Raw genomic sequence first — 23,363 nt, forward strand, 5'->3', positions numbered from 1 at the left:
CTACCATAGACCCTGAACGCTCATGAGCGAAACACTCGCGCTTCCCCAAACGCACGTAAGAATCGACGTCGACTTCTTCGACGAAAACGAAAAAAAGAAGCTTCTCGCCTATCCGACAGCACAACAGATCGAACAACTCGTCCTGAATGGCTTAAGCGTTCCTACAGCCGAGTTTCTCACCTATTATCTCTTCCACAAAAAGCGACCTGGCAAACCCGGCTATCGAAGTTACTCGGAAATCAGCCGAAATATCGATCGTGCCATAAGGGATTTGGACGACTGGGTTATCTTCTCCGATGAGACAATCGTTTCTGCTCCGGATGCTACTCCTCAAGACGGGGCGATCATCGAACGCATTGGAGAGAGCATCGCACTGTCAGTCGTCAATAGAATCCACAAACTCCACGAGGCTGATTGGGACAAGATTCCGGAGCACCGCGGCAGAAGCGGCTTCCCTACGTTCGATTACAGAACGACTGTCCCAGATATCGCCAGTGACGGCAAATTCGTCATCCAGGCCGAGGCGAAGGGCACCGCAGTAAATAACACAGCCGAAAAAACTGCTTCGGCTCGCGCGCAGTTCAACAAAGCCAAAGAAAAGAAACAGAAGGTTGCGGAGCTAGAAGCTCAGAACCGATACAAATATCCAGCTGATATCCGATATGGAGCAGTCTGTGCACTTGGATATACAGGGTCGGCACGATGTTGGCTCTTGGACCCACCAGCAGAGGGCGCAGAGAATCCAAGGAGGGTTCGGTTGCTGAATCGAATGCGGTTCCTGTCCGACTGGTTTAGCTTCATCACGCCTCGTTCGCAACTAGCAGCAAGCATGGCGACTCGTTTCATTGACCTCCTTAACCTTGAAGATCCGTTCCAGCTTTCCGGAGTCCCACTGGTTCGAGGCAATGGTGAACCGTTCGAGATTAGCCGCTTCAACCCTCGCTCTCGCCAGCACGGCTTCTTCAGGAACATGTCTCAGGTAGTCGATGGCCCTGCTGGTGGTGTCGCAATGCAGATGCCGTCCCGCGACATACTCTTCCTTGGAATCCGCGAGGATCTACTCGAGCTAATGGCGAAGCAAGACTTTGAACGACTCCTGATATACGATTTCCCCACCAGCACCGTTACCAAGACTGTCCGCTGCGTCATCTCGAAAGGCAGGATGCACAACATACGATTGCCGCCTGAGTTACAAGCAGCAGAGGAAAGTCGCGACGCATATGTGCGATTCACACTAACTGGAGCACTTCACTATAGCCGAGGTGGACTGGTCTTTGGAGTACTACCTGTTCCGAAAGCCAAAGCTAAAGACGATCTCTTGAAGTAGGCGGCGCATTCTTCGAAGATTGCTCTAATGGTAGTGCCGATTTGTCGCCAACCACGACCCGCTCACAGCCCAAGAGCCGCAGAGGAATTCCGAGGTGAAATCTGCCTCGAAGAGAGCGCCAAGTTCCAGCAAAGTGCGAGAACATCAGGCCACGGAGAATCGAGAGTCGCGTTTTTTGCGAGATTCTCCATCAGTTCCGCTGACTTGGCCAATCCCACGAGCAACAGGCCACCAGTTGGTCGCGCACCTAATACTACTCGGTCAGTTCGGCTGCTCTCCGAGGAGGATTTCTCCTCGGAGGTCCGCAGTGCCCCAGCGGAAGTGAGCGGGTCGTCTAAGCCCCTGGACACGGTTTCTGTCCACGTCGGTGGAGGCGCTGGCTGTAGCTAGCCAGCGCCCGCCGGATGGCGGCGAGCAGCTGCGCCAGGGTGTGGTAGCTGCGCTCGGGCATCTCGTACTGCTTGAGGACTTGAAACACCGCCTCGACCTCGTTGAGCTCAGGCGCATACGCCGGCAGGTAGTAGAGCGTCAGTCCCTGTCGAGCCAGGCGCGGCAACTGCTCGCGCACCTGCCTGCTGACGTGAATGCCCGCGTTGTCCAGCACCACCACGCAGGAGCGCGGGGGCGAAGCGAGCCGCTCGAGCAGGTGCAACACGTCGCGACTGGTCAGCGTGCGTGGGTGCACGAGGTAGCGCAGCGTGGGCCTGGAGCCCAGCGGCCTGTAAGCCACCAGCGCGTTGACTCTCCGCCCCTGGGGGTTTTCGTACGGGACGAGCTTACGCTGGCCGAGCGCCGCCCAGCTGTAACCCGTGGGCTGTGTCGGCGAGAAGCCGCATTCATCCAGGTAGTAGAGGTCTACCCTCCCTGCTCGGGCGTTTTTTTAGCCTGGAGAGATGACGGCGGGCACGTGCCACCTCGTCCGTCCGCTGTTTGTGGGCCAACGTCATTTTCGTGCGCTGCCAGCTSGCCCCCAGGTCCGCCAGATAGCGCCGCACCTGCCGGGCTCCCAGCCGCACGCCATGCTCGCGCAAGGCGAGCGCCAGCTGACCCGACGTCCACGTGCGTGGCTGAGCCAAGAGGGCGGCGAGAGCGGCGTGGACATGTTGGCGTTGGACCAGGTCAGGTGGCGGCCCTCTGACTTGCCGCTCCAGGGCCTCTACCCCTTTGGCCTCAAAAGCGCGCAGCACACGCCGCACGGTCTTGTCGCTACATCCCAGGTGCTGGGCGATGAGCGGCGCGCTCCAGCCCTTGGCGGCCAGCAGCACCATGTCGACCCGCTCACGCACCCACCAGCCTGCATCAGGTGCGCGGCTCAGCTTTCGCAGCTGAGCGCGCATCTTCTCGTCTACCCCTCGCGGTCTCATCCCGGGGGTGGACAATATCTATGTCCAGGGGCTTAGTGGACTGTCCACGAAGTTCGTGGACATAGGCGCAGAGTGGAGAGAGGCAGCTTCAGGGTGCGAGTTCGAGCAACCAGTCCGATCGTTGGACCGATTCGAGCCGCGTGCGGCCAGAGGGAGTTTCCGTAGCGAGAGCGAGGAACCGCTTCCGACTATGTCCACAGACTTCGTGGACAGTCCACTAGTTTGTCATTTCCCGATAGAAGCCGCCTCCGACTCATTTGCCTCCGGTGTATTCGACGTCGCACCTCCCTTGGGCGCGGCAGGCGCCACGTCCGCTACAGGAGCGGTCTTGGCAGACTCCTGTGGACGCTTCGTCGGCGGAATGACTCCGGCGGTTTCAGCGAAAATCCTGAGCGTTTGCAACGCCTCCTCATTCAATTCGAAGACGTCGTTGCACACCTTACCGACGAGCGATTTTGCCTTGGTCCAGCGCACCAATTCGTCACGCGTGATAGAAAACTCCACGAACTCAATAACCCCACCACCGTCAAGCACATCGCCGTCATGAGTTGTAGTCAAGGGTGTTCGCCGCGAGTCAACAAGCAGCGCGGTGGTGTGGCAATTCAGATAACGCCAGCTATCGCTCGATGATAGCAACCACCCCTTGATGCGGCTTCGCCGATTCTTCAGGTCTGCGAAGAGCGTCAGTTCGAGTTTGCTGCCGACCTGGAGATCGTCCAGCTTCGCTTCCCGCTCTCCGGAGAACGGATCTTCGACAACTGCAACAAGTCCCGGAAGGCCGCCTAGTTCCACAGGCGTCTCCTTCTTGCCTTCAGGTGGCTCTGCCAATGCCGACGCTGAAGCCAGGAGCACTGAGAGGATCATAATGTACTGGAACGCTATTCCACGTTCGTTGCTGAGTACGGCAGACGTAACATTCGGATTTTGCTTCGTGCGCATGCTCTCAATATCCCAGAATATCCATGTCGGCTTCCAGCCGTTTTCGAGCACCCCTAATGTATGTCCGCTCTTGGGTGTCAAACAACTCAAGTCCAGCATCGTCCGGGAGCACGGCGACACGCTGGAGGTGGACAGCCGGCCCGGAGCCGGCACCACCTTCACCGTGACCCTTCCGAGGGCGCTGGACCGGCGGGCAACGGCATAGCGGGCACCGCGCGCGGCGGCTTCGGAGGCGGCTCGCACCAGTAACGCACCACGAGCCACAGGCACACGCCGAGAGCCGCCGTGTTGAAGATCCCCCGTGCCCGGGAGGACTTCGGAAGGAGCCTGGGGGGAGGACCGGAGCGCGTCGCGCTGGCCCCGGGTGAGCCCAACCTCGGCAGCTTCAAGCGCTCGCGCTGGGTCGCCCCCACGTCGTGCACCGAGCGCACGGCCTGACGCGCATAGCGCCACGCGCCCTTGGGGGTATAGCCGTACTCGCCGGGGACCTCTGGATTCCACCGGGCATCGCCGCTCGCCTCCCACAGCCTCACCGAGCGTTCACTCAGCTCCCGCAGGGCCTCGTGGACCTGACCGGGTTGCCACGTGCGCAAGGGAGACCGGGCCTCGACCTGGAACCGCTGCTGGTGGAAGGCCTGAAGCTCGGCCGGGGCCGCGTGCAGCAGGGTGGCCGTGGAGGAGACACTGCCGAACTGGTCCCCCGTGCCGGGAAGGTCGTTCGTCGTCAGCACCTTGCCGCTGGCGTCCTGGCTCACCAGCACGGTGCGCTCGATCGGGTCCTTCGCCGCGAGGGTGGCCACCACCGCCCCGAGTGTCGTGCCGTCCGGCGAGAGCCACAGGGAGAAGCCGGCCTGGGGAGCCTCTCCCGGGGGCACCTTCTGGAAGAAGCCCTCGAAGTGCCAGCCCAGCGTGGCGAAGGCCTCGTGGGTCGCACCGAGGTAGGTCCGGGCATCCGGTGGCGGCGAGTCCCCCGGCATGGGACGCATGAAGTCATCCAGGGCCAGCCGTGCCCCGCGCACCTGCCGCCAGGCAATCCCCAGCATCACCAACTGCCATCCACCCACGAGCGCCGAGAGCAGCACCACCAGGTGCACCGCCACCACGAACACGCCTTCGAGCAATCCCACGAAAGGTCCCCTGCCACTCAGGTGCTGATGCAACCTCGGGCGGCAACGTACCAGGACAGACGGTGAGACCCTCCATGACGCATCTCGTCATCCCACCTGGGAAGTGGACAAGGGATGGGGGCGCGGGACTAGCCTGCGGGGCAGGTCTTCCGGGGGTTTCGAGCACCGCATGAGCCGCATCCTGGTCATCGAGGACGAGCCCATCATCCGCACGGAGTTGCGGCGGCTGCTCACTCGCGCGGGTCACGAGGTGTCCGAGGCCGGCTCGGTGCACGAGGCCGAAACGGACCAGGCGCTGGACACGTTCGAGCTCATCCTGAGCGACCTGCGCCTGCCGGGAGCGCCGGGCACGGACGTCATCGCCAAGGCGCCGGGGGTGCCGGTGCTCATCATGACCAGCTACGCCACCGTGCGCTCGGCGGTGGACGCCATGAAGCTGGGGGCGGTGGACTACATCGCCAAGCCCTTCGACCACGACGAGCTGCTCCTGCAGGTGGAGCGCGTGTTGCGCGAGGGCCGGCTGACGCGGCAGAACGCGGCGCTCAAGCGCGAGGTGGAGCGCGTCTACTCGGTGGGCGGAATCGTGGGCCACTGCGCGGCCATGCGGGACGTCTTCGATCGCATCCGCAAGGTGGCGGCCTCGCCGGCCACGGTGCTGGTACTGGGCGAGTCGGGCACGGGCAAGGAGCTGGTGGCGCGGGCCATCCACGCGCAGAGCCCTCGGCACGATGGACCGCTGGTGGCCGTCAACTGCGCCGCCATTCCCGAGAACCTGCTGGAGTCCGAGCTGTTCGGCCACGAGAAGGGCGCCTTCACGGGAGCGCAGGCGGCCCACGCGGGCCTGGTGGAGAGCGCGGATGGAGGCACGCTCTTCCTCGACGAGATTGGCGAGCTTCCCCCGCCCGCGCAGGCGCGCCTGTTGCGGATGCTGCAGGACGGAGAAGTGCGGCGGGTGGGCGCCACGCGCTCGCGCAAGGTGGACGCGCGCATCATCGCGGCCACGCACAGGGACCTGCCCAAGCGCGTGCAGGAGGGCACCTTCCGGCAGGACCTCTACTTCCGCCTGCGCGTGGTGGAGATCAAACTGCCGCCCCTGCGCGAGCGCGGCGAGGACGTGCCGGCACTGGCGAAGCACCTGCTGGAGAAGGCGTGTCAGCGGCTGAACCGGCCGCCCGCGACGTTCTCGCCCGAGGCGCTCATGGCCATCACCTCGCATCCCTGGCCCGGCAACGTGCGCGAGCTGGAGAACGCCATCGAGCGCGCCGTCATCCTCGCGGACGGCCCGGTCATCACGCCCGGACTGCTATCGCTGGAGCCCGGCGGAGGTGGCGCCTTCGAGACACCCGAGCTGCCGGAGGCGGGGCTGGCCCTCGAGGGCAGCGCCTCACCGGATTCACTGGAGGAGTACTTCCGCCGCTTCGTGCTGGAGCATCAGGACAAGCTGGGCGAGACGGAGCTGGCACGGCGATTGGGCATCAGCCGCAAGGCGTTGTGGGAGCGTCGTCAGCGGCTCGGCATTCCACGCACCCGCGCGTGACGGGTCACGGCTCCTTCGTCTCCACTGCCGGCGACTCATACACCTCGAACTGCGCACTCAGGTACATCCTCGTCAGGAGGTACCCCTGGATGATGCCAGCCACGAAGAAGTAGACGATGAGGGCCTGCGCGAAGGACGTCGCCGGACCTTCACCACCCACTTGCAGTGAGAGGGCTCTGCCGAGTTCGGCGGAGATGTTCCTCACGAACCCGCCAATGGCGTGAAATTCGATCAGTCCAACCCCCACGATGGTCTTCGTCAGCCAGTCCGACACGACCTCGATATTGGAATTGGGGCGGTGCGTGACCCGCCGGGCCGCATCCAGAGTCACCCTCGGCACACCAAAGAGGAATCCGACGAGTGCGCCGGTGGCAAGACACATCAGCCCCCAGATCACAGCCGTCGTATAAGCCCAACCCGAGGCCAGGATGACCAGGAACCCAGCGACATTCGCCCCGAACATCACTACCGCGACCATGAGCGGAGGGCGTGGCCGTCGTGGCTCCTGCCGGCGCTTCAAGACATCTTCCAGGACTCGAGCCGGACCCATGGCCACGGCGTCTGGAGACCGCCACAGATGGAGAGCGAACAAGACCAGCACGACATTGTTTGGCACGACCGCGACACGCCAGAGATTGCGCCAGGCCACGCTCCCCGGAATGGCCGAGTCATTGGCCAGGATGTTGTAGACCGCGGGAAGGAAGAGACCCAGGAGCACGAGCGACGCCAATGCCGCCCACCGGCGGGTGCTGGGGAGCAGGATCAAGATTCCAATGACCACCTCGGCCATTCCGGTCGTGATGGCGACGAAGGTCTTGAAAGGAATGAAGCTGGGAATCTGGGCTTCCGTCAGCTCGCGGAAGGTGAAGTGGAACGAGCCAAACAACAACCATTCAACGGAGAGCACGAGAATGGCCACCTGGGACACGCGAGGTGTTTCTTGCTCGGGCATGGAGTCACACCCTCCGGGATTTCCCACCGCGGCTCAACACACCACCCGCCTCGACTGTTCGGGCACCATCGGTCACACGGCGGCCCGCCGGTGCCGCTGAGGAGCCGTGAGCCGCGGGCGATCCAGCCGTGACGAAGCTCCGGCCGCCACCGAAGTGTGCTCCGCCCAACACGTTCCGGAGCCAGAACGCTCCGTGTTGGTGAGCCATCAACGTCCGCCCGGGTGAAAAGCCCGCCCCGGGCACCCCGCGATGGGCAGACATGCTCTCCTGATTCCCCGACGTCTCCGGACGCCGGGAATACACGGGGGTTCCTGTCCATGCCCACTACGTCGACCATCGAGGCCCGGCTGCATCATCCGACCAGGCCCTCACAGCCCTCCCTGCCCGTGCTCTCGCGCCGTGGCCTGTGGTCCTGGGTGCTGGCACGGCTCGACGCGTGCCTCTCGGAGCCGCTACGCCAGAGCTCTCCCGTGGAGCTCAGCCGGGGCCGGTTGCTGGTGGGCATCCTCGCGATGCTCCTGCTCTTCGATCTGCTCGTCCTGGTCTTCCTCCTCCAGGCGAAGCCGGATCCCTTGCCCTCCAGCATCGTCCAGCTCACGTGCCTGGTGTTCTTCTCCGCGACGTTCTGGAGGCTGCGCCGGGTCAGCTCGCTCCGGGGATCGGCCCTGCTGCTGTGCTTCCTCGTGACGGCCGCCGTAGGCGCCGAGTCACTGCGGACCGGCTCGCAGGCCGTGGCCGTGAACGTCATGGCCATGCTGGTGCCCATGTTGACCGTGTACCTGCTGGGGGTGCGCTGGGGCTTGTTCTTCACCCTGATCACCGCCGTGAACATCGGCTTCGTCCACCCGTACCTCTACCCACCGCCCGAGACCCGGGCGCTGAACCTCTACTCCGCGCTCTTCCTCCTGTGCGGCTGGCTGGTGAGCTGGATGTTCCTCGCCTCGCGTGACGAGGCGGACGCGGCGCTCGAGCAGGCGCTGCGGACGCTGCGCGAGAGCGAGGAGAAGCTCCTCAGCCTCGTGGAGAGCACGGATGATCCGGTGTGCTCGCTCGACGTCCGGGGCCGGATCCTCACCCTCAACCATGCGGGGGCGGATCTGTGCCGTCAGCTCTTCGGAGCGAGCCCCCTTCCGGGCAGTTCCCTCTTCGATGCGCTCCCCCTGGAGCAACGGGCGGTCTGGCAGGAGCGGGCCAGACGGACGCTCGATGGGGAGCACATCCGCGTGCAGCTGAAGCTCACGATGGAGGGCAAGCCCCGGGTGATGGACATCAACCTCAGCCCCCTGCTCGGGACCGGGCGGCGTCCGGTGGGGATGACGATCTTCGGACGGGACATCACCGCCCTCAAGGAGGCCGAGGCCCGGCTGGGCGAGCTGCATCGCAACCTGCTGGACGTCTCACGCCAGGCGGGCATGGCGGAGATGGCCAACGGCATCCTCCACAACGTGGGCAACACGCTCAACAGCGTGAACGTGTCCGCGGGGCTGCTCGCCCAGCGGCTGCGGAAGCTGAAGCTGACCGGCGTTGCCCGGGCCTCGGCGCTGTTGCGCGAGCAGGCGCACGACCTGTCCTCCTTCTTCACCCGGGACCCGCGTGGCCAGCAGTTCCTCCAATACCTGGAACTGCTCTCGCAGAACCTCACCACGGAGCAGGAGGCGCTGCTGGCCGAGACGCGGAGGCTCGAGCAGAGCGTGGAGCACATCAAGGCCGTGGTGTGCATGCAGCAATCCCACGCGCGTGTGACGGGCGTGGTGGAGGAAGTGTCGGTGCCGCAGTTGATCGACGACGCGGTGCGCCTGCACAGCGTGTCCTTCGAGCAGGTGGGCATCCAGGTGCGAACCGACCATGCCTCGCAACTCCCCCCGATGATGGTGGACCGGCACAAGTTGCTTCAGATCCTCATCAACCTGGTGAGCAACGCCCGGTATGCGCTGCTCGACAGCACCCAGACCGACAAACACATCCGCATCCGGGTGGAACGGAGTCCCGAGGGACGGCTGCGCATCCAGGTGGCCGACAACGGCGTGGGCATCCTGGCGGAGAACCTGCCACGCATCTGCACGCAGGGTTTCACCACGAGGAAGGATGGGCACGGCTTCGGCCTGCACATCAGCGCGCTGGCCGCCGGGGAAATGGGAGGCTCGCTCACGTGCACGAGCGCGGGCCCCGGCCAGGGGGCCACCTTCACCATCGAGCTCCCCTTCCAGGGAGGGGAGCCCCAGCCCCACGCCTGAGGCCGTCAGCGCTCGCCGCGTCCCGGCTACTCCGGCACCACCCAGAAGTAGATGGTGCGCCCATCGGTCTCGATGATGCGCTCCGGCTCCCAGCCCTCGATGTCGAAGGCGTGCGAGACGATGCGCGTCCCCGGCTTCAGATCATTCAGAAGCTTGGGCTTCAGCCGGTTGTTGACGCTCGGCAGCAGGTACATGGTCACCACCGTCGCCTCGCCGAAGTCCGCCTTGAAGATGTCCTCCTGGCGGAAATCGGTGAGCCGCTCCACGCCCGCGGCCTTGGCGTTGGCCTCCGCTTCCTGGACGCGCTCGGGGTTGATGTCGATGCCCACCCCGCGCACGCCGAAGCGCTGCGCCGCGGTGACGACGATGCGCCCGTCTCCCGAGCCCAGGTCGTAGAGCACGTCTCCCGGCTTCACGTCGGCCACCTCCAGCATCGCGTCCACCACCGGTTGCGGGGTGGGCACGTACGGCACGTCCGGCGCACGCTCGGGCAGATCCGAGCGGCCCAGGTTGGGCGGAACGGAGATGAAGTCCTCATCCTGCCCCACGGCAGGAGCGCTCCCGAGCCCCAACAACAGCGCTACACCGACCGCGGCCTTCCAAATCCCCATGACTTACGACCTCCAGGTGAGGGGTTGCTGCGTGGGTGGCCCGCGCGCCTGCGCATGAGCGCCAGCGGAACCAGGCCGGTGGCCAGCACCGCGACGCCGGCGAGTGCGCCCACCCCGGTGTAGGCCAGGCTGGAATAGAGGAGGTACGCGCACGAGGCGCAGAACAGCAGCGGCGTCAGCGGGTAGAGCGGCACGCGGAAGGGGCGGGCCACGTGCGGCTCGCGCCGGCGCAGCACCAGCAGCGACACGCCCGAGAGCAGGAAGAAGAACCAGAAGACGGGAGCGGTGTACTCCACCATCGTCTCGAAGCCTCGCCGGGTGATGGAGCCCACGCCCACCAGCGCCAGGGAGATGGCCCCCTGTACCAGCAGGGCGTTGACGGGGGCACTCGCCCGCGCGCTCCACCGCCCCAGCGGGGAAAACAGCGGGAAGTCCCGGCCCATGGCGTAATGGGTGCGCGAGCCCATGAGGATGGTGGCGTTGGACGAGGTGAGCACCGCGGCGCAGATGAGCAGGCTGATGAGCCAGGCTCCCGAGGGCCCCGCCACGCGCTGCATGAGATCCGCCGCCACCGTGTCGGATTGACCCACGCCCGCCATGCCCAGCCCCTGGAGGTAGGCCGCGTTCGCCAGCAGGTAGAGACCGGTGACGGCCACCATGCTCCACAGCAGCGCGGACACGATGCTCCGGCGGCCTCCGCGCAGCTCGCTGGAGATATAGGCCGCCTCGTTCCACCCGCCGTACGTCAGCAGCACGAACACCATGGCCAGGCCCCAGGCGGCATGGGGTGCCTCGCCGGATGACACCGCGGCGGCGGGAGCGGGGGCCACGGAGGGAGCGAAGAAGAACCCGGCGGCAATGACCAGGCCCAGCCCCACCACCACCGCCACGGTGAGCAGGTTCTGCGTCCACTTGCCCAGTTGGATGCCGGCCACGTTCAACCCGGTGAGCACCACCACCGAGAGCGCGGCGTAGATCGCCGGCGAGTGCGCCCCCAGTGGCAGCAACTGGGAGGCGTAGTCCCCGAAGATGAAGCCCAGCAGCGCGATGGAGCCGGTGGGGATGACCGTCAACCGGGCCCAGGCGAACAGGAAGGCCAACGAGCTGCCGAGGGCCCGGCGCAGGTAGTGGTAGTCGCCTCCCGCGTGAGGCCAGGTGCTGGCCAGCTCCGCGTAGCACATGGCGCCGATGAGGGAGACCAGTCCTCCGAGCCCCCACAACAGCAGCACGGCGGCCGGGCCCGAGGCGTTCTGCGCCACCAGGGAGGGCGTGCGGAAGATGCCCGCCCCCACGACGATGCCCACCACGAGCGCGACGGCGTCCATGACGCGCAGACTTGGCAAGGGGAGCGCCGGCTCGGGCCGTGCCTCGCCGCCCGGCTGCCCCTCCCCCTGGTACTTCTCCTGCGTCATGGGTAACCGCTCCCTGGTTGTGTGAAGGGATGGACACCTCGTGGCCGTGGGGCAATGCGCCCCGCGATGACGGCCATTACCGAGTGCTCGGCGGGGCTCCAGCGGGGCGGGGGGCTGGTGTTACCGGCGTTACCGGGGTGACGGAGACGTTACCTTTCGAAACGTTCGACGCGGCGTGGCAGGCGCCAAGTCCGCGAGAACATTCATGCTGCGGGCTGGAATGAGCGTTGCTCATGGAGGCCTGCGATGATCTACCCACCCAAGGAAGGCTTCGGCAGGACCGCTCGAATCCAGAGCATGGAGGACTACCAGCTCCTCTATCGCAAGAGCATCGAGCGGCCCGAGGAGTTCTGGGGGGAGATGGCGCAGGCGCTCACGTGGTTCCACTCGCCAGACACCATCCTGGACGCGGACCCGGACCTGGTGGACTTCTCCTGGTTCGGCGGCGGCCGGCTCAACGCCTGCTACAACGCGGTGGACCGGCACGTGAAGGCGAACCCCCGCCGACCCGCCATCATCTGGGCGAAGAACGAGCCGGGGCAGTACGAGCTCATCACCTGGAGGGATCTCAAGCACAACGTGGGGCGCGTGGCCAACGTGCTCAAGGCACACGGGGTGAAGAAGGGGGACCGCGTCTGCATCTACCTGCCCATGGTGCCGGAGCTGGCCTACACCATGCTGGCGTGCGCGCGCATCGGCGCGGTGCACTCGGTGGTGTTCGCCGGCTTCTCCGCGGACTCGCTGCGCGAGCGCATCCTCGACTCAGGGGCACGGGTGCTCGTCACCGCCAACGAAGGCCCGCGCGGCCCCAAGCGGGTGCAGACCAAGGCCATCAGCGACGACGCGGTGGAGGGCCTCTCGCAGGTGCAGTCCGTGCTGGTGGTGCGCCGCACCGAGACGGACGTGCCCATGAAGGCCGGCCGGGACTGGTGGCTGGACCAGGAGATGAGCAAGTACCGCGGCACCTGCCCGGTGGAGTGGATGGCCGCGGAGGATCCGCTCTTCATCCTCTACACCTCGGGCAGCACCGGGAAGCCCAAGGGGGTGCTGCACACCACGGGCGGCTACCTCGTCTACGCCGTCACCACGCACCGCTACGTCTTCGACCTGCAGCCGGATGACGTGCACTTCTGCACCGCGGACATGGGGTGGATTACCGGCCACACGTACCTGCTGTACGGGCCGCTGGCGAACGGGACGACGACGGTGCTCTTCGAGTCCATTCCCACGTACCCGGACGCGGGGCGGCTGTGGCAGGTGGTGGACGATGTGAAGGCCACGGTGCTCTTCACCGCGCCCACGGCGCTGCGCGCCATCCTCCGCGAGGGGGACGCGCACGTGAAGAAGTACTCGCGGAAGAGCCTGCGGCTGCTGGCCTCCGCGGGCGAGCCCATCAACCCCGAGGTATGGCGCTGGTACCACGACGTGGTGGGCGAGGGCCGCTGCCCCGTGGTGGACAACTGGTGGCAGACGGAGACGGGCGGAGTGCTCATCGCCCCCATGCCGGGCGCCACGCCCTGCAAGCCCGGCAGTGCCACCCTGCCCTTCTTCGGCGTCGAGCCCGTGCTGGTGGATGACGAGGGCCGCGTCCTGGAGGGCAACGGCGTCTCCGGCAACCTGTGCATCGCCCGCACGTGGCCGGGCCAGGCCCGCACCATCTGGGGCAACCACCAGCGCTTCATCGAGACGTACTACTCGCGCTTCCCCCGCCTCTACTTCACTGGGGACGGCTGCCGCCGCGACGAGGACGGCTACTACTGGATCACGGGCCGCGTGGATGACGTGCTCAACGTCTCCGGCCACCGTCTGGGCACCGCCGAGGTGGAGAGCGCGCTGGTGGCCCACGAGTCCGTCGCCGAGGCCGCCGTGGTGGGCGTCCCGCATGACCTCAAGGGCACGGGCGTATGTGCCTTCGTCACGCTCAAGCCCGAGTACCTGGACGCCAGCAAGGAGCAGATGATGGGCGCGCTCAAGGAGCAGGTGCGCCACGTCATCGGCCCCATCGCCACGCCGGACCAGGTGCGCATCGTGTCCGGCCTGCCCAAGACGCGCTCCGGGAAGATCCTCCGCCGCATGCTGCGGAAGATCGCCTGCGGTGAGACGCAGGACCTGGGCGACACCTCCACCCTCGCCGAGCCCTCCGTGCTCGACGAACTGCTCCAGCAGCAATCCCAACTGCAGTCCCAGCGTCGCTGACCATCTCCCGAGGAGAGTCCCTACCCATGTCCCAGAAAACCAAGGCGGAAGAGCTCGAGGCCCTGGCGGCGGCGCGCTGGCGCGTGGCCGCCGTGCTCACCGCGGCCATGCTGATTTCCTATTTCGGCTTCATCCTGCTCGTCGCGTTCGACAAGCCGCTGATGGGCAAGCAGATCGCCCCGGGGCTGTCGCTCGGCATCCTGCTGGGCGCGCTGGTCATCGCCTCGGCCTGGGTGTTCACCGGCATCTACGTGCTGTGGGCGAACAACCGCTACGACAAGGCCCTCCACCAGTTCCGCCGCTGAATCAGGAGCCACGCGAATGAATCCCCAACAGGCACAAACCTCGATCGGCGAGCCCAACACCACGGCCATCGTCTTCTTCCTGGCCTTCGTGGGCCTTACCCTCGCCATCACGTACTGGGCGGCGCGCAAGACGAAGACGACCTCGGAGTTCTTCGCCGCCGGTGGAGGCGTCACCGGTCTGCAGAACGGCTTCGCGCTCGCCGGTGACTTCATGAGCGCCGCGAGCTTCCTGGGCATCGCCGGCCTGGTGGCGCTCTCCGGCTTCGATGGCCTCATCTACTCGGTGGGCTGGCTGGTGGGCTGGCCGGTGGTGACGTTCCTCATCGCCGAGCCCCTGCGCAACCTGGGCAAGTACACCTTCGCGGACGTGGTGGCCTACCGGTTGAAGCAGACGCCGGTGCGCATCTCCGCCGCGCTCGGCACCCTGACGGTGGTGGCCTTCTACCTCATCGCCCAGATGGTGGGCGCCGGCAACCTCATCCGCATGATGTTCGGCCTCTCCTATGAGATGGCCGTCGTCATCGTGGGCGTGGTGATGATCCTCTACGTGCTCTTCGGCGGAATGATCGCCACCACGTGGGTGCAGATCGTCAAGGCGGTGCTGCTGCTGGGCGGAGCCTCCGCGCTGGCGTTGATGGTGCTGGCGAAGTTCAACTACAGCCCGCTGGCGCTCTTCCAGGAGGCGGTCAACCAGTACGGCCCGGAGGTGCTGGCGCCGGGCAAACTGGTGACGAATCCGCTGGAGGCGGTGTCGCTGGGCCTGGCGCTGATGTTCGGCACGGCGGGTCTGCCGCACATCCTCATGCGCTTCTACACGGTGCCCAACGCGAAGGCGGCGCGCAGCTCGGTGTTCTACGCCACGGGCCTCATCGGCTACTTCTACCTGGTGACGTTCATCCTCGGCTTCGGCGCCTCCGTGCTGCTGGGCCGCGGGGCGATTACCGGCGTGGACAAGGGCGGCAACATGGCGGCGCCCATGCTGGCCGAGGCGGTGGGTGGCACGCCCTTCCTGGGCTTCATCTCCGCGGTGGCCTTCGCCACCATCCTCGCGGTGGTGGCCGGACTGACGTTGTCGGGCGCGGCGGCGCTGTCGCATGACCTGTGGACGCACGTGGTGCGCAAGGGCCAGTCGCCCGAGCACGAGCAGCTCCGGGTGGCGCGTCTGGCGAGCCTGGGCCTGGGGATTCTCGCCATCCTGCTGGGCATCATCTTCAAGGGGCAGAACGTGGCCTTCATGGTGGGCCTGGCCTTCGCCATCGCGGCGAGCGCCAACTTCCCGGCGCTGCTGCTGTCCATGTTGTGGAAGGGCTTCACCACGCGGGGCGCGGTGGCCAGCATGGTCACGGGCACGTTCAGCGCGGTGATTCTCATCTTCCTGTCGCCCACGGTGCAGGTGGAGCTGCTGGGCAACAAGGAGGCGCTCTTCCCGCTGAAGAACCCGGGCATCCTCACCATGCCGCTGGCCTTCATCGTGGGCTGGGTGGTGTCGCTGGTGTCCCCCGAGCCCGAGGCTTCCAGCCGCTACGCCGAGGTGGAGCACCGCATGCACGTGGGCGCCGAGGCCGATGAACCCACGCCTTCGGCCCCCAGCAAGGCGTCCGCGGAGGCCACGCCCGTGCAGATCACCTGAGCCACTCCCACTCCCTCTCCCTCTGGGAGAGGGCTGGGGTGAGGGTCTTCCCTCAAGAGGGTTGAACCACCGCGATGCAGTCGATCTCCACCCGCGCGCCCTTGGGCAGGCCCGCCACCTGCACGGTGGTGCGCGCGGGGGGAGTCCCCTGGAAGTAGCGGCCGTAGACCTCGTTCATCTCGGCGAAGTCGGCCATGTCGACGAGGAAGACGCCACACCGGACGACGTGGGAGAAGTCCAGGCCACCGGCCGCGAGCACCTCCCGCAGGTTGTCCATGGCCCGAGCCGTCTGGACCTTCACGCTCCCCTGGACCAGCTCGCCGGTGGCGGGGTCGATGGGCGTCTGTCCCGAGAGGAAGACCATCCTCCCGAGGCCCACCTCGACGGCCTGCGAGTAGGGACCAATGGCCTTGGGGGCCTTGTCGGAGTGCAGCGTTTTGCGAGCCATGTGGAACCTCCAGTTCACTTCAGGACGCCCGCGCTCATCCCCTCAGGGGATGACCGGGAGCCAGGAGCATGCTCCACGTTCCACCCCCATGCTCCCCCAAAGGAGTCCTGTCATGAGCGTACGCACGATGTTCCTGGCCCTCTCCACCACGGCCCTGCTCGGCTGTGCCAGCACCCCGGCTCCGGCCACGCGGATGGAGGCCCCGAGCGGCGGGACGGAAGCGAAGATGTGCAGCTGCAACCACAAGGCCCAGGAAGGCTCCGCGCAGGCCGCGGAGGGCCATGCCGCCGGGTGTAGCTGCCCGCACTGTGGGCACGCCGCCAAGAGCGCGGAGGCCCAGGGCACGGAAGGCCAGGCGGCTACCTGTAGCTGCGCGCACGGCCACGAGGGTCACCAGGGCTGAGAGCGAGGCGCGCGAACGTGGTCCGCACCGAGCATGACGCACTGGAGCTCATCCGTACGAAGCGCATCATCACCGAGGTGCCGGCCCTGGGGATGAGCTCGCTCGTCGAGGCCGTGGCCGGAGGCCCGGTGCACGGCAGTTGGCGCAGCCACGCCAAGGGCCGGCTCATGTACCGGCTGGGCCGCATGCTGCGAGCCTCGGACGAGGTGCTCGCGGTGCGGCTGGTGGAGGGCAAGGTGGCCTTCGTGGACCCCGTGCTGTGGGCGGTGGTGTACCGCGTGGCCATGGAGCCCTCTCGCCGCCGCCGCTCGCTGGAGGGGCTGTCTCCCCAGGCCCGCGCCCTGCTGACGGCGGTGGAGCGGGACAAGGTGGTGCGCCTGGAGAAGAACAGCGAGTGGACGAAGGGGCGCGAGGCCCTGGAGGAGCGGCTGCTCGTGCACGTCTCCGAGGCCGGAACGGAGGAGGGCCGTCACGTCACCGTCCTGCGCTCCTGGAGGGACTGGGTCTCCCCCACGGTGAAGGAAGCCGCCGGGTCCCTCACCTATGAGGATGCGCTCGCGAGGTTGCGCGAGGTCTGTGGTGGAGCCCCGGCGGGACTCGGCCCGTGGGTTCCCTGACTCAGTACATGTCGGGCATGGCGGGCGGCGGTCCGGAGAAGATCGCCGCGGCCGTGCGCAGGGAGGACTCGTCGGCCTCGAGCGCCCCGGCGCCCTGGAGGGCCGCGGGCGAGAGGAATCCGCTGTAGAGCGGAGCGAGCGCCCGGACGTGCAGCTTCACGTCCCCATCGCCCCCCCGGCGCACCTCGGCCTCGCCGTTCTCCACCTCGAGTACGAAGCGGCCGTGGTTCTCCGGGAAGAGGTCATCCTCCACCTCCAGGTGCAGGGCTCCCGAGAGCCCGGCCGGATAGCCACGCGCCTGGAGCGCGGCGGGCACGTCCAGCAGGCGCAGCATCCAGTGCAAGAGGTGCTTCACCTCATACGTCTGCTCGCGCAGTTGGAAGAGAAGTGGATCCGCCGGCCCGCCCCGCCACACCACCTCCTGGGCCATGGAGCGATGGTCGCCGAGAAAGCTCAGCAACCGCCGGCCCGCTGCCGGGGTGAGCGCGACGATGTCGGTGAGATTCAACTCCTGAAACAGGCCCTGCGAGACCACCCGGCGCGTGAGGTAGACGTAGCCCTCGATGCCGGCAGGGCCCTCCACGAGGTACCCGTAGGCGGTCTCCTCCCGGGGATGGGTGACACGGTTCCAGGTATAGGCGGTGCGGTCGATCCACCCCTGCTGCCGCTGCGCGTAGCGGCGGTAGACGTCGCGGAGGGCTGGCACGTCGGCCTCCGTCACGGGCCGCAGCGCGAGGGTGCGCTCCTGGAAATCGAGCCCGTGGAGCTGCACGCGAATCTCCTGGCGCGAGCCGGACTGCTCGAAGCCCACGCGCCGGTAGAGCGGCTGGGTGGCGGGATAGAGGCTCGCGAGGGGGACACCCTGGCCGCGCAGCTCCCGGAGGGCCGAGCGCATGAGCCGGGTGGCCGTGCCCTGGCCGCGGCGTTCGGGGGCCACGCCCACCCCGCCGATGCCCGCCATGGGCACCCGGCGCCCGTTGAACCACTGCCCCATGGGGATGAGAACGATGGTGGCGGCCACCGAGCCCCCCTCGCGCAGGACACCCACCCGGGCCTCTCCTGCCTCGATCTTCTTCTGCCAGCCCCGGGCATCCTCGAGGGAGAGGGCGAAGGCCTGGGCCCAGATATCCGCGGCCGCGGTGTGCTCCCGCTCCCCCTGGGGCGGGCCAAAATCCGGAGCTGTCGTGTCCACGCTGTCCTCCCGGAGTCAGAGACGGCGCAGCCTAGGAGCCGGGCGGGCAGGCGCGCCAGGGCCTCCTCCTCCGCCGCCCCCCGGGCGTTTCACCCCGGGAAACCGTCCCCGTTACTGGACAAGCCGTTTTCCATGGTTACGGGGAGGGAGATCGCGCCCCGCCATGGGCGCCCGGAGGAAACATGTCCGTCGACCCCCAGCGGGAAACCCACACGTTCCAGGCGGAGATCAACCAGCTCCTGAACCTGGTCATCAACTCCCTCTACAGCCATAAGGAGATCTTCCTGCGCGAGCTCGTCTCGAACGCCTCGGACGCGTTGGACAAGCTGCGCTTCCGCTCCGTCACCGAGCCGGAGCTGCTCGAGGGCGCCTCCGAGCTGGAGATCCGCCTGATTCCGGACGCGGAGAAGGGCACGCTGACCATCGAGGACACCGGCATCGGCATGACGCATGACGAGCTGGTGAAGAACCTGGGAACGATCGCGCACTCGGGCTCGCGCGAGTTCCTGGAGCTGGCGGCGCAGCGGGGCCAGAAGGACGCGAACCTGATTGGCCAGTTCGGCGTGGGCTTCTACAGCGCCTATCTGGTGGCGGACCAGGTCGAGGTGGTGAGCCGGGCGGCGGGCAAGGACCCGAAGGCCTGGAAGTGGGCCTCGGACGCCAAGGGCGCCTTCACGGTGGAGCCGGCCGAGCACGCCACGCGCGGCACCACCATCACCCTGCACCTGAAGGAGGACCAGAAGGACTTCCTCCAGGAGTGGCGCCTGCGCGAGCTGGTGAAGCAGTACTCGGACTACGTGAGCCACCCCATCAAGCTCCAGGTGCGGAAGACCACCGGCGAGGGGGACGAGAAGAAGACCGAGACGCAGCTCGAGGTGGTGAACAAGGCCAGCGCCCTGTGGCAGCGCTCCAAGAGCGAAATCACCGACGAGCAGTACCAGGAGTTCTACAAGCACCTGACGCACGACTGGGAGGCGCCGCTGGCGTGGACGCACTTCCGGACCGAGGGCAACCAGGTCTTCACGGGACTGCTCTTCCTGCCGAAGAATCCGCCGTTCGACCTGAACGCGGCCCAGCAGCGAGGGGTGCGGTTGTTCGTGAAGCGCGTGCTCATCATGGACCGGTGCGAGGAGATGCTGCCGCAGTGGCTGCGCTTCGTGCGGGGCGTGGTGGACTCGGATGACCTGCCGCTCAACGTGTCGCGCGAGCTGCTGCAGGACTCGGCGGTGGTGAATGCCATCCGCAAGCACGTGACGAAGAAGACCCTGGACATGCTGGAGAAGCTGTCCAAGGACAAGGCCGAGGACTACCAGACGTTCTGGAAGAGCTTCGGCACGGTGCTCAAGGAGGGCCTGGCGGTCGACACCGAGTACCGCGAGAAGCTGGGCACGCTGGTGCGCTACGAGAGCTCGCGGGAGGAGGGGCTCACCTCGCTGGCGGACTACGTGTCGAGGATGAAGGAGGGCCAGGAGGCCATCTATTACATCTTCGGCGAGTCCCGGAAGGCGGTGGTGGACTCCCCGCACCTCGAGGCGCTGAAGAAGCGTGGGTACGAGGTGCTGTACATGACGGACCCGGTGGACGAGTGGGCCACGCAGGGGCTGAGGGAATTCCAGGGCAAGCCGCTGGTGTCGGCGATGCACGCGGACCTGAAGCTCAAGGAGACGGACGAGGAGAAGCGCGAGAAGGAGGAGCGCGCGAAGGGGCTGGGGCCGCTGGCGGACCGGATGAAGGAGGTGCTGAAGGAGCACGTGCGCGAGGTGCGGGTGTCGGACCGGCTCACGGACTCGCCGTGCTGCCTGGTGGTGCCCGAGGGCGGCTCGCATGCGTACGTGGAGCGGCTGCTGCGTGAGCGGGGCCGGGGCGTGCCGCGCGTGAAGCGGATTCTGGAGGTGAATCCCTCGCACCCCATCGTCGAGCACCTGAAGGCGCTGCAGGAGAAGGAGCCGGCGTCCCCGCAGGTGACGGAGTGGGTGGAGATGCTCTACGACCAGGCGCTGCTCACCGAGGGCAGCAGCGTGGAGGACCCCAACCGCTTCGCGCGCCGGATGACGTCGCTGATGACGCAGCTGGCGGCGCAGTCGCCGGTGACGGGCACACACACGCCCGCGGGCGCGGTGGCCGCCGGTCCCGAGACGCCCGCCCGGCCCAACTGAGAGCACCGTGTTGAAATGAGAGGGGCTCCACCGGCGCTCGATTGTGAGCACCGGGGAGCCCCTTCGTACAACCTGAAACCAGACTACTGGCGGCGGCGGCGGGAGACGAAGGCCGCGAGCCCCGCCAGCGCCATCATCGACATGGCCGGGTCGAAACCAGACGCCGCGCAGCCACAGCCCGAGGGCTCCTCATCCCCAGGCTGATCCTGCTTGAGTTCCACCACAAAGTTGCGCGCGCCAGACTCGGGACTGGTGTTCCCAGCCGCATCGGTCGCGGTGGCCTTGATGGTGTAACTGCCATTCCCAAGCGAAGGGGACGGAGAGAAGCTCCAATCGCCAGAGCCCCCCGCGGTAACAGAACCCGCCTCGGTTCCACCGATGAAGACTCGCACCTTGCTGCCCGGCTCGGCCGTTCCGGTGATGGTCAGGTTGGAGACCTCGATCTTCTGACCCTCCACAGGAGCCGTCACCACGGGAGCAGCGGGAGCGGTGGTATCGATCGTCCAGTTCCAACTGGCAGGTGCCGCCGAGACGTTCCCCACCAGGTCCCGCGCAATCACCTTGAAGGAGTGGCTCCCCGCAGCGAGGCCCGTGCGCTCGAACGGGGAAGTGCAGGACGTGAATGCAGCTTCATCGAAGCTGCACTCGAAGCTCGAGCCAAGATCCGTCGAGCTGAAGACGAACTTCGCGCTCGTCACGTTCGTCACGGCCAGCGGCATCTCGGTGATCAAGATATCTGGCGCACCCGTATCGAGGATCCAGGAGTACGTAGCCGGAGTGGCATCCACATTGCCCGCCGCATCCCGGGCACGGACCTTGAAATCGTGAGCACCGTCGGACAGGTTGAAGGTGGCGGGGCTGGTGCAGCTCGCGAAGTCCCCGGCATCCAGGGCACATTCGAAGCCAACCTCCGCCTCGTTCGACGAGAAGGTAAAGGTGCTGCTGGCGGTGCGGCTCGGGTTCTCGGGCCTCGAGTCGAGACTCGTCTCCGGCATCGTCACATCCACCGTGAAGAACCTGTCGGGCGTAATGGGGCTGCTGTTGCCGGCGGCATCGTAGGTCCTGACGGACACGAGGTAGGTCGTCTCCTCGAGGGCTGGCTCCAACGTAACGCTCCAGTTGCCGGAAGCATCCGCCGTGGTGGGAAACTGCCTGCCTCCATAGGCGTTGGTGTAGACAGACACATTGCTGAGAGGCTCCGCCGTCCCGGTGATCGTAGGCGTCGTGTCGGCGATCCGGGCGCCCGCAGCCGGTGCGGTGACAACCGGTGTCGCGGGCGGAGTGGCATCCACCGTGAACTGGTGGGCGCTACTCCGTGCGCTCCATGCACCCTGGAACTCGGCCGCCAACTCCATCCGATGAGCACCGTCGGTGAGCGCAGCGACCATCTCGGCCCCGAAGTTCCCCGCGGAATCAGCCGCGATCGCATCCACCTGGACCCCATCGACGTAGATGTAGATGATGACCCCGGGCTGCGCCTTTCCAGACACGAAAGGTGTCGCGCGATTGACGAGCGCACCATCCGCCGGTGTCTCGAAGACAGGCGTGGAAGGACGAGCATACCCGGAAGTGGTGTAGGTTTCGCTTCGACCATTACGCCCCTGCGCCGCGCCATAGGTCCGGCCGTACGGGTTGTCGACCTGTACGGTGGTGCCCTGGCCGCCTCCCAGGATGATCGGCGTGCAGGTTCCCCCCGACGACTGCAGCAGCACCACGCCGCCACCGCCACCGCCGCCCGTCCCGACAAAGGCCGTACCGCCATTGGACTGCCCACCCAAGCCGCCTCGCGCCCGCAGATTCCCGCAGGCCGCCGTGCTAGCAAAGCGCGCGTAGATGGTTCCACCCGACCCACCGCCGCCGCCCGCATCCACACCGGTGGAAGTCGAGCCCCGCGCACCTTCCGCCTCGATGAGGCCCGTCCCCGTCAAGGCGTTGGCGCGGATGAAGACGATGCCACCACCTCGTCCGCCATCACCGCCCGTCCCAGTGACACCATGGCCGGCGCCGCCGCCACTCCCCATGCTGAGATAATAGAACGGAGAGAACTGGACTTGAGTGCCAGGCATTCCTCCGGCCTCCCGGATGTAGCCTGGAAAATCCTTTTCGTTGTTGGGCCAGCCACCCTGACCACCCACGCCACCATTGCCACCTCCAGCGCCTCCGGACTGCAGGCACACCCCTCCGCCTCCACCATTGCCGACGTTGCCCCTCCCTGTATGAGAGGGCCCATAGCGCACGTTGGCGACTCCCTCGCCTTTCGCGGCGCCGTTGGGGGCCGCCTCGTCGACGCCCAGGCATCCCAGGCTCTCCGCTGCCGGGGTCCTCGACCCCTGTCCCCCGCGGAAGCCCACTCCCGTGGCGATGACCCTGCCGTTGTTCGTCAGCGTGTTTTGAACGAGGAAGGCAATCACGCCACCCGAGGCCCCATCCCAGGGAGTGGCCTCGATCGTCGCCCCGGTATCGACCTGCACGGTGGTGTACTCGGGAACGCGGATGACCTGCGTGACCTGCGCGGCGTAACTGTAGACGAGGGGCGCGGTCAGGGTGAGTGTCGCTCCCCCTGAAGCAGCGGAGACGGATTGAAGCCGTGCCAACTCCCATCGGCCTACGGGCGTGTTGGCGAGGGAAACGCTGAGCTCGCTCCCAGACTCGGGAACCGGCACGATTCCTGTCGTCTGGAGCACCATGATCAGGTCCCCCGGCTTGAAGCTGTCCGCGGCCACCGTGGAAACGGAGAAGGAAGTGTCTCCTCCAGCCAGAGGTACCGTTACCTGCGCATACCGATTGATGACGGAGCCCGCCGTGGACACAGTCAACGCCCCGTCACGACCCGTCCCCAGGAAGAACACATCCCGTTCCGCCCGGACCAAACCCGAAGTGAGCACCATCGCCACCGAGAGGGCGGTTCGCAC

The 23,363-nt window shown here is 66.6% G+C and carries 19 protein-coding genes; 9 read left to right on the top strand and 10 right to left on the bottom strand.

Going from position 1 to position 23,363, the window contains the following annotated elements; translation table 11 throughout:
• Positions 1-22 precede the first annotated feature (22 nt).
• Entirely contained in the window at positions 23-1,327 is a 1,305-nt protein-coding gene (locus BO221_RS53475; protein WP_143195274.1) for a hypothetical protein, read from the top strand.
• A gap of 334 nt (positions 1,328-1,661) precedes the next feature.
• Here BO221_RS53475 and BO221_RS52350 read toward each other — a convergent pair whose 3' ends face one another.
• From BO221_RS52350 to BO221_RS05825, 4 genes are all read right to left on the bottom strand, one after another.
• Entirely contained in the window at positions 1,662-2,171 is a 510-nt protein-coding gene (locus BO221_RS52350; RefSeq protein ID WP_083680755.1) for a transposase, read from the bottom strand.
• A complete protein-coding gene (locus BO221_RS52355) occupies positions 2,164-2,664 on the bottom strand; it encodes a helix-turn-helix domain-containing protein (protein ID WP_158079790.1) in 501 nt (166 codons plus the stop codon). The genes BO221_RS52350 and BO221_RS52355 overlap by 8 nt, the downstream gene beginning before the upstream one ends.
• A 252-nt stretch (positions 2,665-2,916) precedes the next feature.
• A complete protein-coding gene (locus tag BO221_RS53480) occupies positions 2,917-3,792 on the bottom strand; it encodes a hypothetical protein (RefSeq protein ID WP_143195275.1) in 876 nt (291 codons plus the stop codon).
• A complete protein-coding gene (locus BO221_RS05825; RefSeq protein ID WP_073559249.1) occupies positions 3,789-4,757 on the bottom strand; it encodes a hypothetical protein in 969 nt (322 codons plus the stop codon). The genes BO221_RS53480 and BO221_RS05825 overlap by 4 nt, the downstream gene beginning before the upstream one ends.
• 169 nt (positions 4,758-4,926) lie before the next feature.
• Here BO221_RS05825 and BO221_RS05830 point away from each other — a divergent pair, with 169 nt between their 5' ends.
• Positions 4,927-6,294, top strand: coding sequence for a sigma-54 dependent transcriptional regulator (locus BO221_RS05830; protein WP_073559250.1), 1,368 nt, complete (start codon positions 4,927-4,929; stop codon positions 6,292-6,294).
• A 4-nt stretch (positions 6,295-6,298) separates the two neighbouring features.
• Here BO221_RS05830 and BO221_RS05835 read toward each other — a convergent pair whose 3' ends face one another.
• On the bottom strand, positions 6,299-7,246 hold the full coding sequence (locus BO221_RS05835; RefSeq protein WP_143195276.1) for a MauE/DoxX family redox-associated membrane protein: 948 nt from the start codon (positions 7,244-7,246) through the stop codon (positions 6,299-6,301).
• A gap of 318 nt (positions 7,247-7,564) precedes the next feature.
• Here BO221_RS05835 and BO221_RS05840 point away from each other — a divergent pair, with 318 nt between their 5' ends.
• Positions 7,565-9,481, top strand: a complete 1,917-nt coding sequence (locus tag BO221_RS05840) for a nitrogen regulation protein NR(II) (RefSeq protein WP_083680757.1) — start codon at positions 7,565-7,567, stop codon at positions 9,479-9,481.
• Positions 9,482-9,507: 26 nt separating this feature from the next.
• Here BO221_RS05840 and BO221_RS05845 read toward each other — a convergent pair whose 3' ends face one another.
• Together BO221_RS05845 and BO221_RS05850 are read right to left on the bottom strand one after the other, a co-directional pair.
• A complete protein-coding gene (locus BO221_RS05845; protein WP_083680758.1) occupies positions 9,508-10,092 on the bottom strand; it encodes a cyclopropane-fatty-acyl-phospholipid synthase family protein in 585 nt (194 codons plus the stop codon).
• On the bottom strand, positions 10,062-11,504 hold the full coding sequence (locus tag BO221_RS05850) for an APC family permease (protein WP_073559252.1): 1,443 nt from the start codon (positions 11,502-11,504) through the stop codon (positions 10,062-10,064). Before BO221_RS05850 ends, BO221_RS05845 begins: the two co-directional genes overlap by 31 nt.
• A gap of 246 nt (positions 11,505-11,750) precedes the next feature.
• Between BO221_RS05850 and acs the strand changes: the two genes are divergently transcribed.
• Genes acs through BO221_RS05865 form a run of 3 tightly spaced genes read left to right on the top strand, consistent with a single transcriptional unit; the run spans position 11,751 to position 15,635 of the window.
• The gene (acs, locus tag BO221_RS05855; RefSeq protein WP_083680759.1) at positions 11,751-13,700 is read left to right on the top strand and encodes an acetate--CoA ligase; all 1,950 of its coding nucleotides are present in this window, start codon (positions 11,751-11,753) and stop codon (positions 13,698-13,700) included.
• 26 nt (positions 13,701-13,726) lie between these two features.
• Entirely contained in the window at positions 13,727-14,005 is a 279-nt protein-coding gene (locus BO221_RS05860) for a DUF485 domain-containing protein (protein ID WP_073559254.1), read from the top strand.
• Between the two features lie 16 nt (positions 14,006-14,021).
• Complete coding sequence (locus BO221_RS05865; RefSeq protein WP_073559255.1) at positions 14,022-15,635, top strand: sodium/solute symporter; 1,614 nt, start codon at positions 14,022-14,024, stop codon at positions 15,633-15,635.
• Between the two features lie 52 nt (positions 15,636-15,687).
• On the opposite strand, the gene BO221_RS05870 is transcribed toward BO221_RS05865, so the two are convergent.
• Positions 15,688-16,083 (bottom strand): RidA family protein, encoded by a 396-nt coding sequence (locus BO221_RS05870; RefSeq protein WP_073559256.1) that lies wholly within the window; start codon positions 16,081-16,083, stop codon positions 15,688-15,690.
• Between the two features lie 112 nt (positions 16,084-16,195).
• Here BO221_RS05870 and BO221_RS05875 point away from each other — a divergent pair, with 112 nt between their 5' ends.
• Positions 16,196-16,486, top strand: a complete 291-nt coding sequence (locus tag BO221_RS05875) for a hypothetical protein (RefSeq protein ID WP_073559257.1) — start codon at positions 16,196-16,198, stop codon at positions 16,484-16,486.
• Positions 16,487-16,503: 17 nt separating this feature from the next.
• Positions 16,504-17,103: an RNA methyltransferase gene (locus BO221_RS05880; RefSeq protein WP_073559258.1), complete on the top strand. Its 600-nt coding sequence runs from the start codon at positions 16,504-16,506 to the stop codon at positions 17,101-17,103.
• Between the two features lies 1 nt (position 17,104).
• On the opposite strand, the gene eis is transcribed toward BO221_RS05880, so the two are convergent.
• Positions 17,105-18,295 (bottom strand): enhanced intracellular survival protein Eis, encoded by a 1,191-nt coding sequence (eis, locus tag BO221_RS05885; RefSeq protein WP_073559259.1) that lies wholly within the window; start codon positions 18,293-18,295, stop codon positions 17,105-17,107.
• 182 nt (positions 18,296-18,477) lie between these two features.
• Between eis and htpG the strand changes: the two genes are divergently transcribed.
• Positions 18,478-20,451, top strand: coding sequence for a molecular chaperone HtpG (gene htpG / locus BO221_RS05890; protein WP_073559260.1), 1,974 nt, complete (start codon positions 18,478-18,480; stop codon positions 20,449-20,451).
• Positions 20,452-20,534: 83 nt separating this feature from the next.
• Here htpG and BO221_RS53485 read toward each other — a convergent pair whose 3' ends face one another.
• Positions 20,535-23,363, bottom strand: a complete 2,829-nt coding sequence (locus BO221_RS53485; protein ID WP_158079791.1) for an Ig-like domain-containing protein — start codon at positions 23,361-23,363, stop codon at positions 20,535-20,537.

Source organism: Archangium sp. Cb G35, from assembly GCF_001896145.1.
Lineage (GTDB): Bacteria > Myxococcota > Myxococcia > Myxococcales > Myxococcaceae > Archangium > Archangium violaceum.

What these genes read in the sequence shown, in the direction of transcription:
- BO221_RS05845 (WP_083680758.1), bottom strand. Translation starts at nt 10,092, where the DNA reads ATGGGGATTTGGAAGGCCGCGGTCGGTGTAGCGCTGTTGTTGGGGCTC.
- BO221_RS53475 (WP_143195274.1), top strand. Translation starts at nt 23, where the DNA reads ATGAGCGAAACACTCGCGCTTCCCCAAACGCACGTAAGAATCGACGTC.
- BO221_RS05840 (WP_083680757.1), top strand. Translation starts at nt 7,565, where the DNA reads ATGCCCACTACGTCGACCATCGAGGCCCGGCTGCATCATCCGACCAGG.
- htpG (WP_073559260.1), top strand. Translation starts at nt 18,478, where the DNA reads ATGTCCGTCGACCCCCAGCGGGAAACCCACACGTTCCAGGCGGAGATC.
- BO221_RS05870 (WP_073559256.1), bottom strand. Translation starts at nt 16,083, where the DNA reads ATGGCTCGCAAAACGCTGCACTCCGACAAGGCCCCCAAGGCCATTGGT.
- BO221_RS05850 (WP_073559252.1), bottom strand. Translation starts at nt 11,504, where the DNA reads ATGACGCAGGAGAAGTACCAGGGGGAGGGGCAGCCGGGCGGCGAGGCA.
- BO221_RS05860 (WP_073559254.1), top strand. Translation starts at nt 13,727, where the DNA reads ATGTCCCAGAAAACCAAGGCGGAAGAGCTCGAGGCCCTGGCGGCGGCG.
- BO221_RS05835 (WP_143195276.1), bottom strand. Translation starts at nt 7,246, where the DNA reads ATGCCCGAGCAAGAAACACCTCGCGTGTCCCAGGTGGCCATTCTCGTG.
- acs (WP_083680759.1), top strand. Translation starts at nt 11,751, where the DNA reads ATGATCTACCCACCCAAGGAAGGCTTCGGCAGGACCGCTCGAATCCAG.
- BO221_RS05875 (WP_073559257.1), top strand. Translation starts at nt 16,196, where the DNA reads ATGAGCGTACGCACGATGTTCCTGGCCCTCTCCACCACGGCCCTGCTC.
- BO221_RS05830 (WP_073559250.1), top strand. Translation starts at nt 4,927, where the DNA reads ATGAGCCGCATCCTGGTCATCGAGGACGAGCCCATCATCCGCACGGAG.
- BO221_RS05865 (WP_073559255.1), top strand. Translation starts at nt 14,022, where the DNA reads ATGAATCCCCAACAGGCACAAACCTCGATCGGCGAGCCCAACACCACG.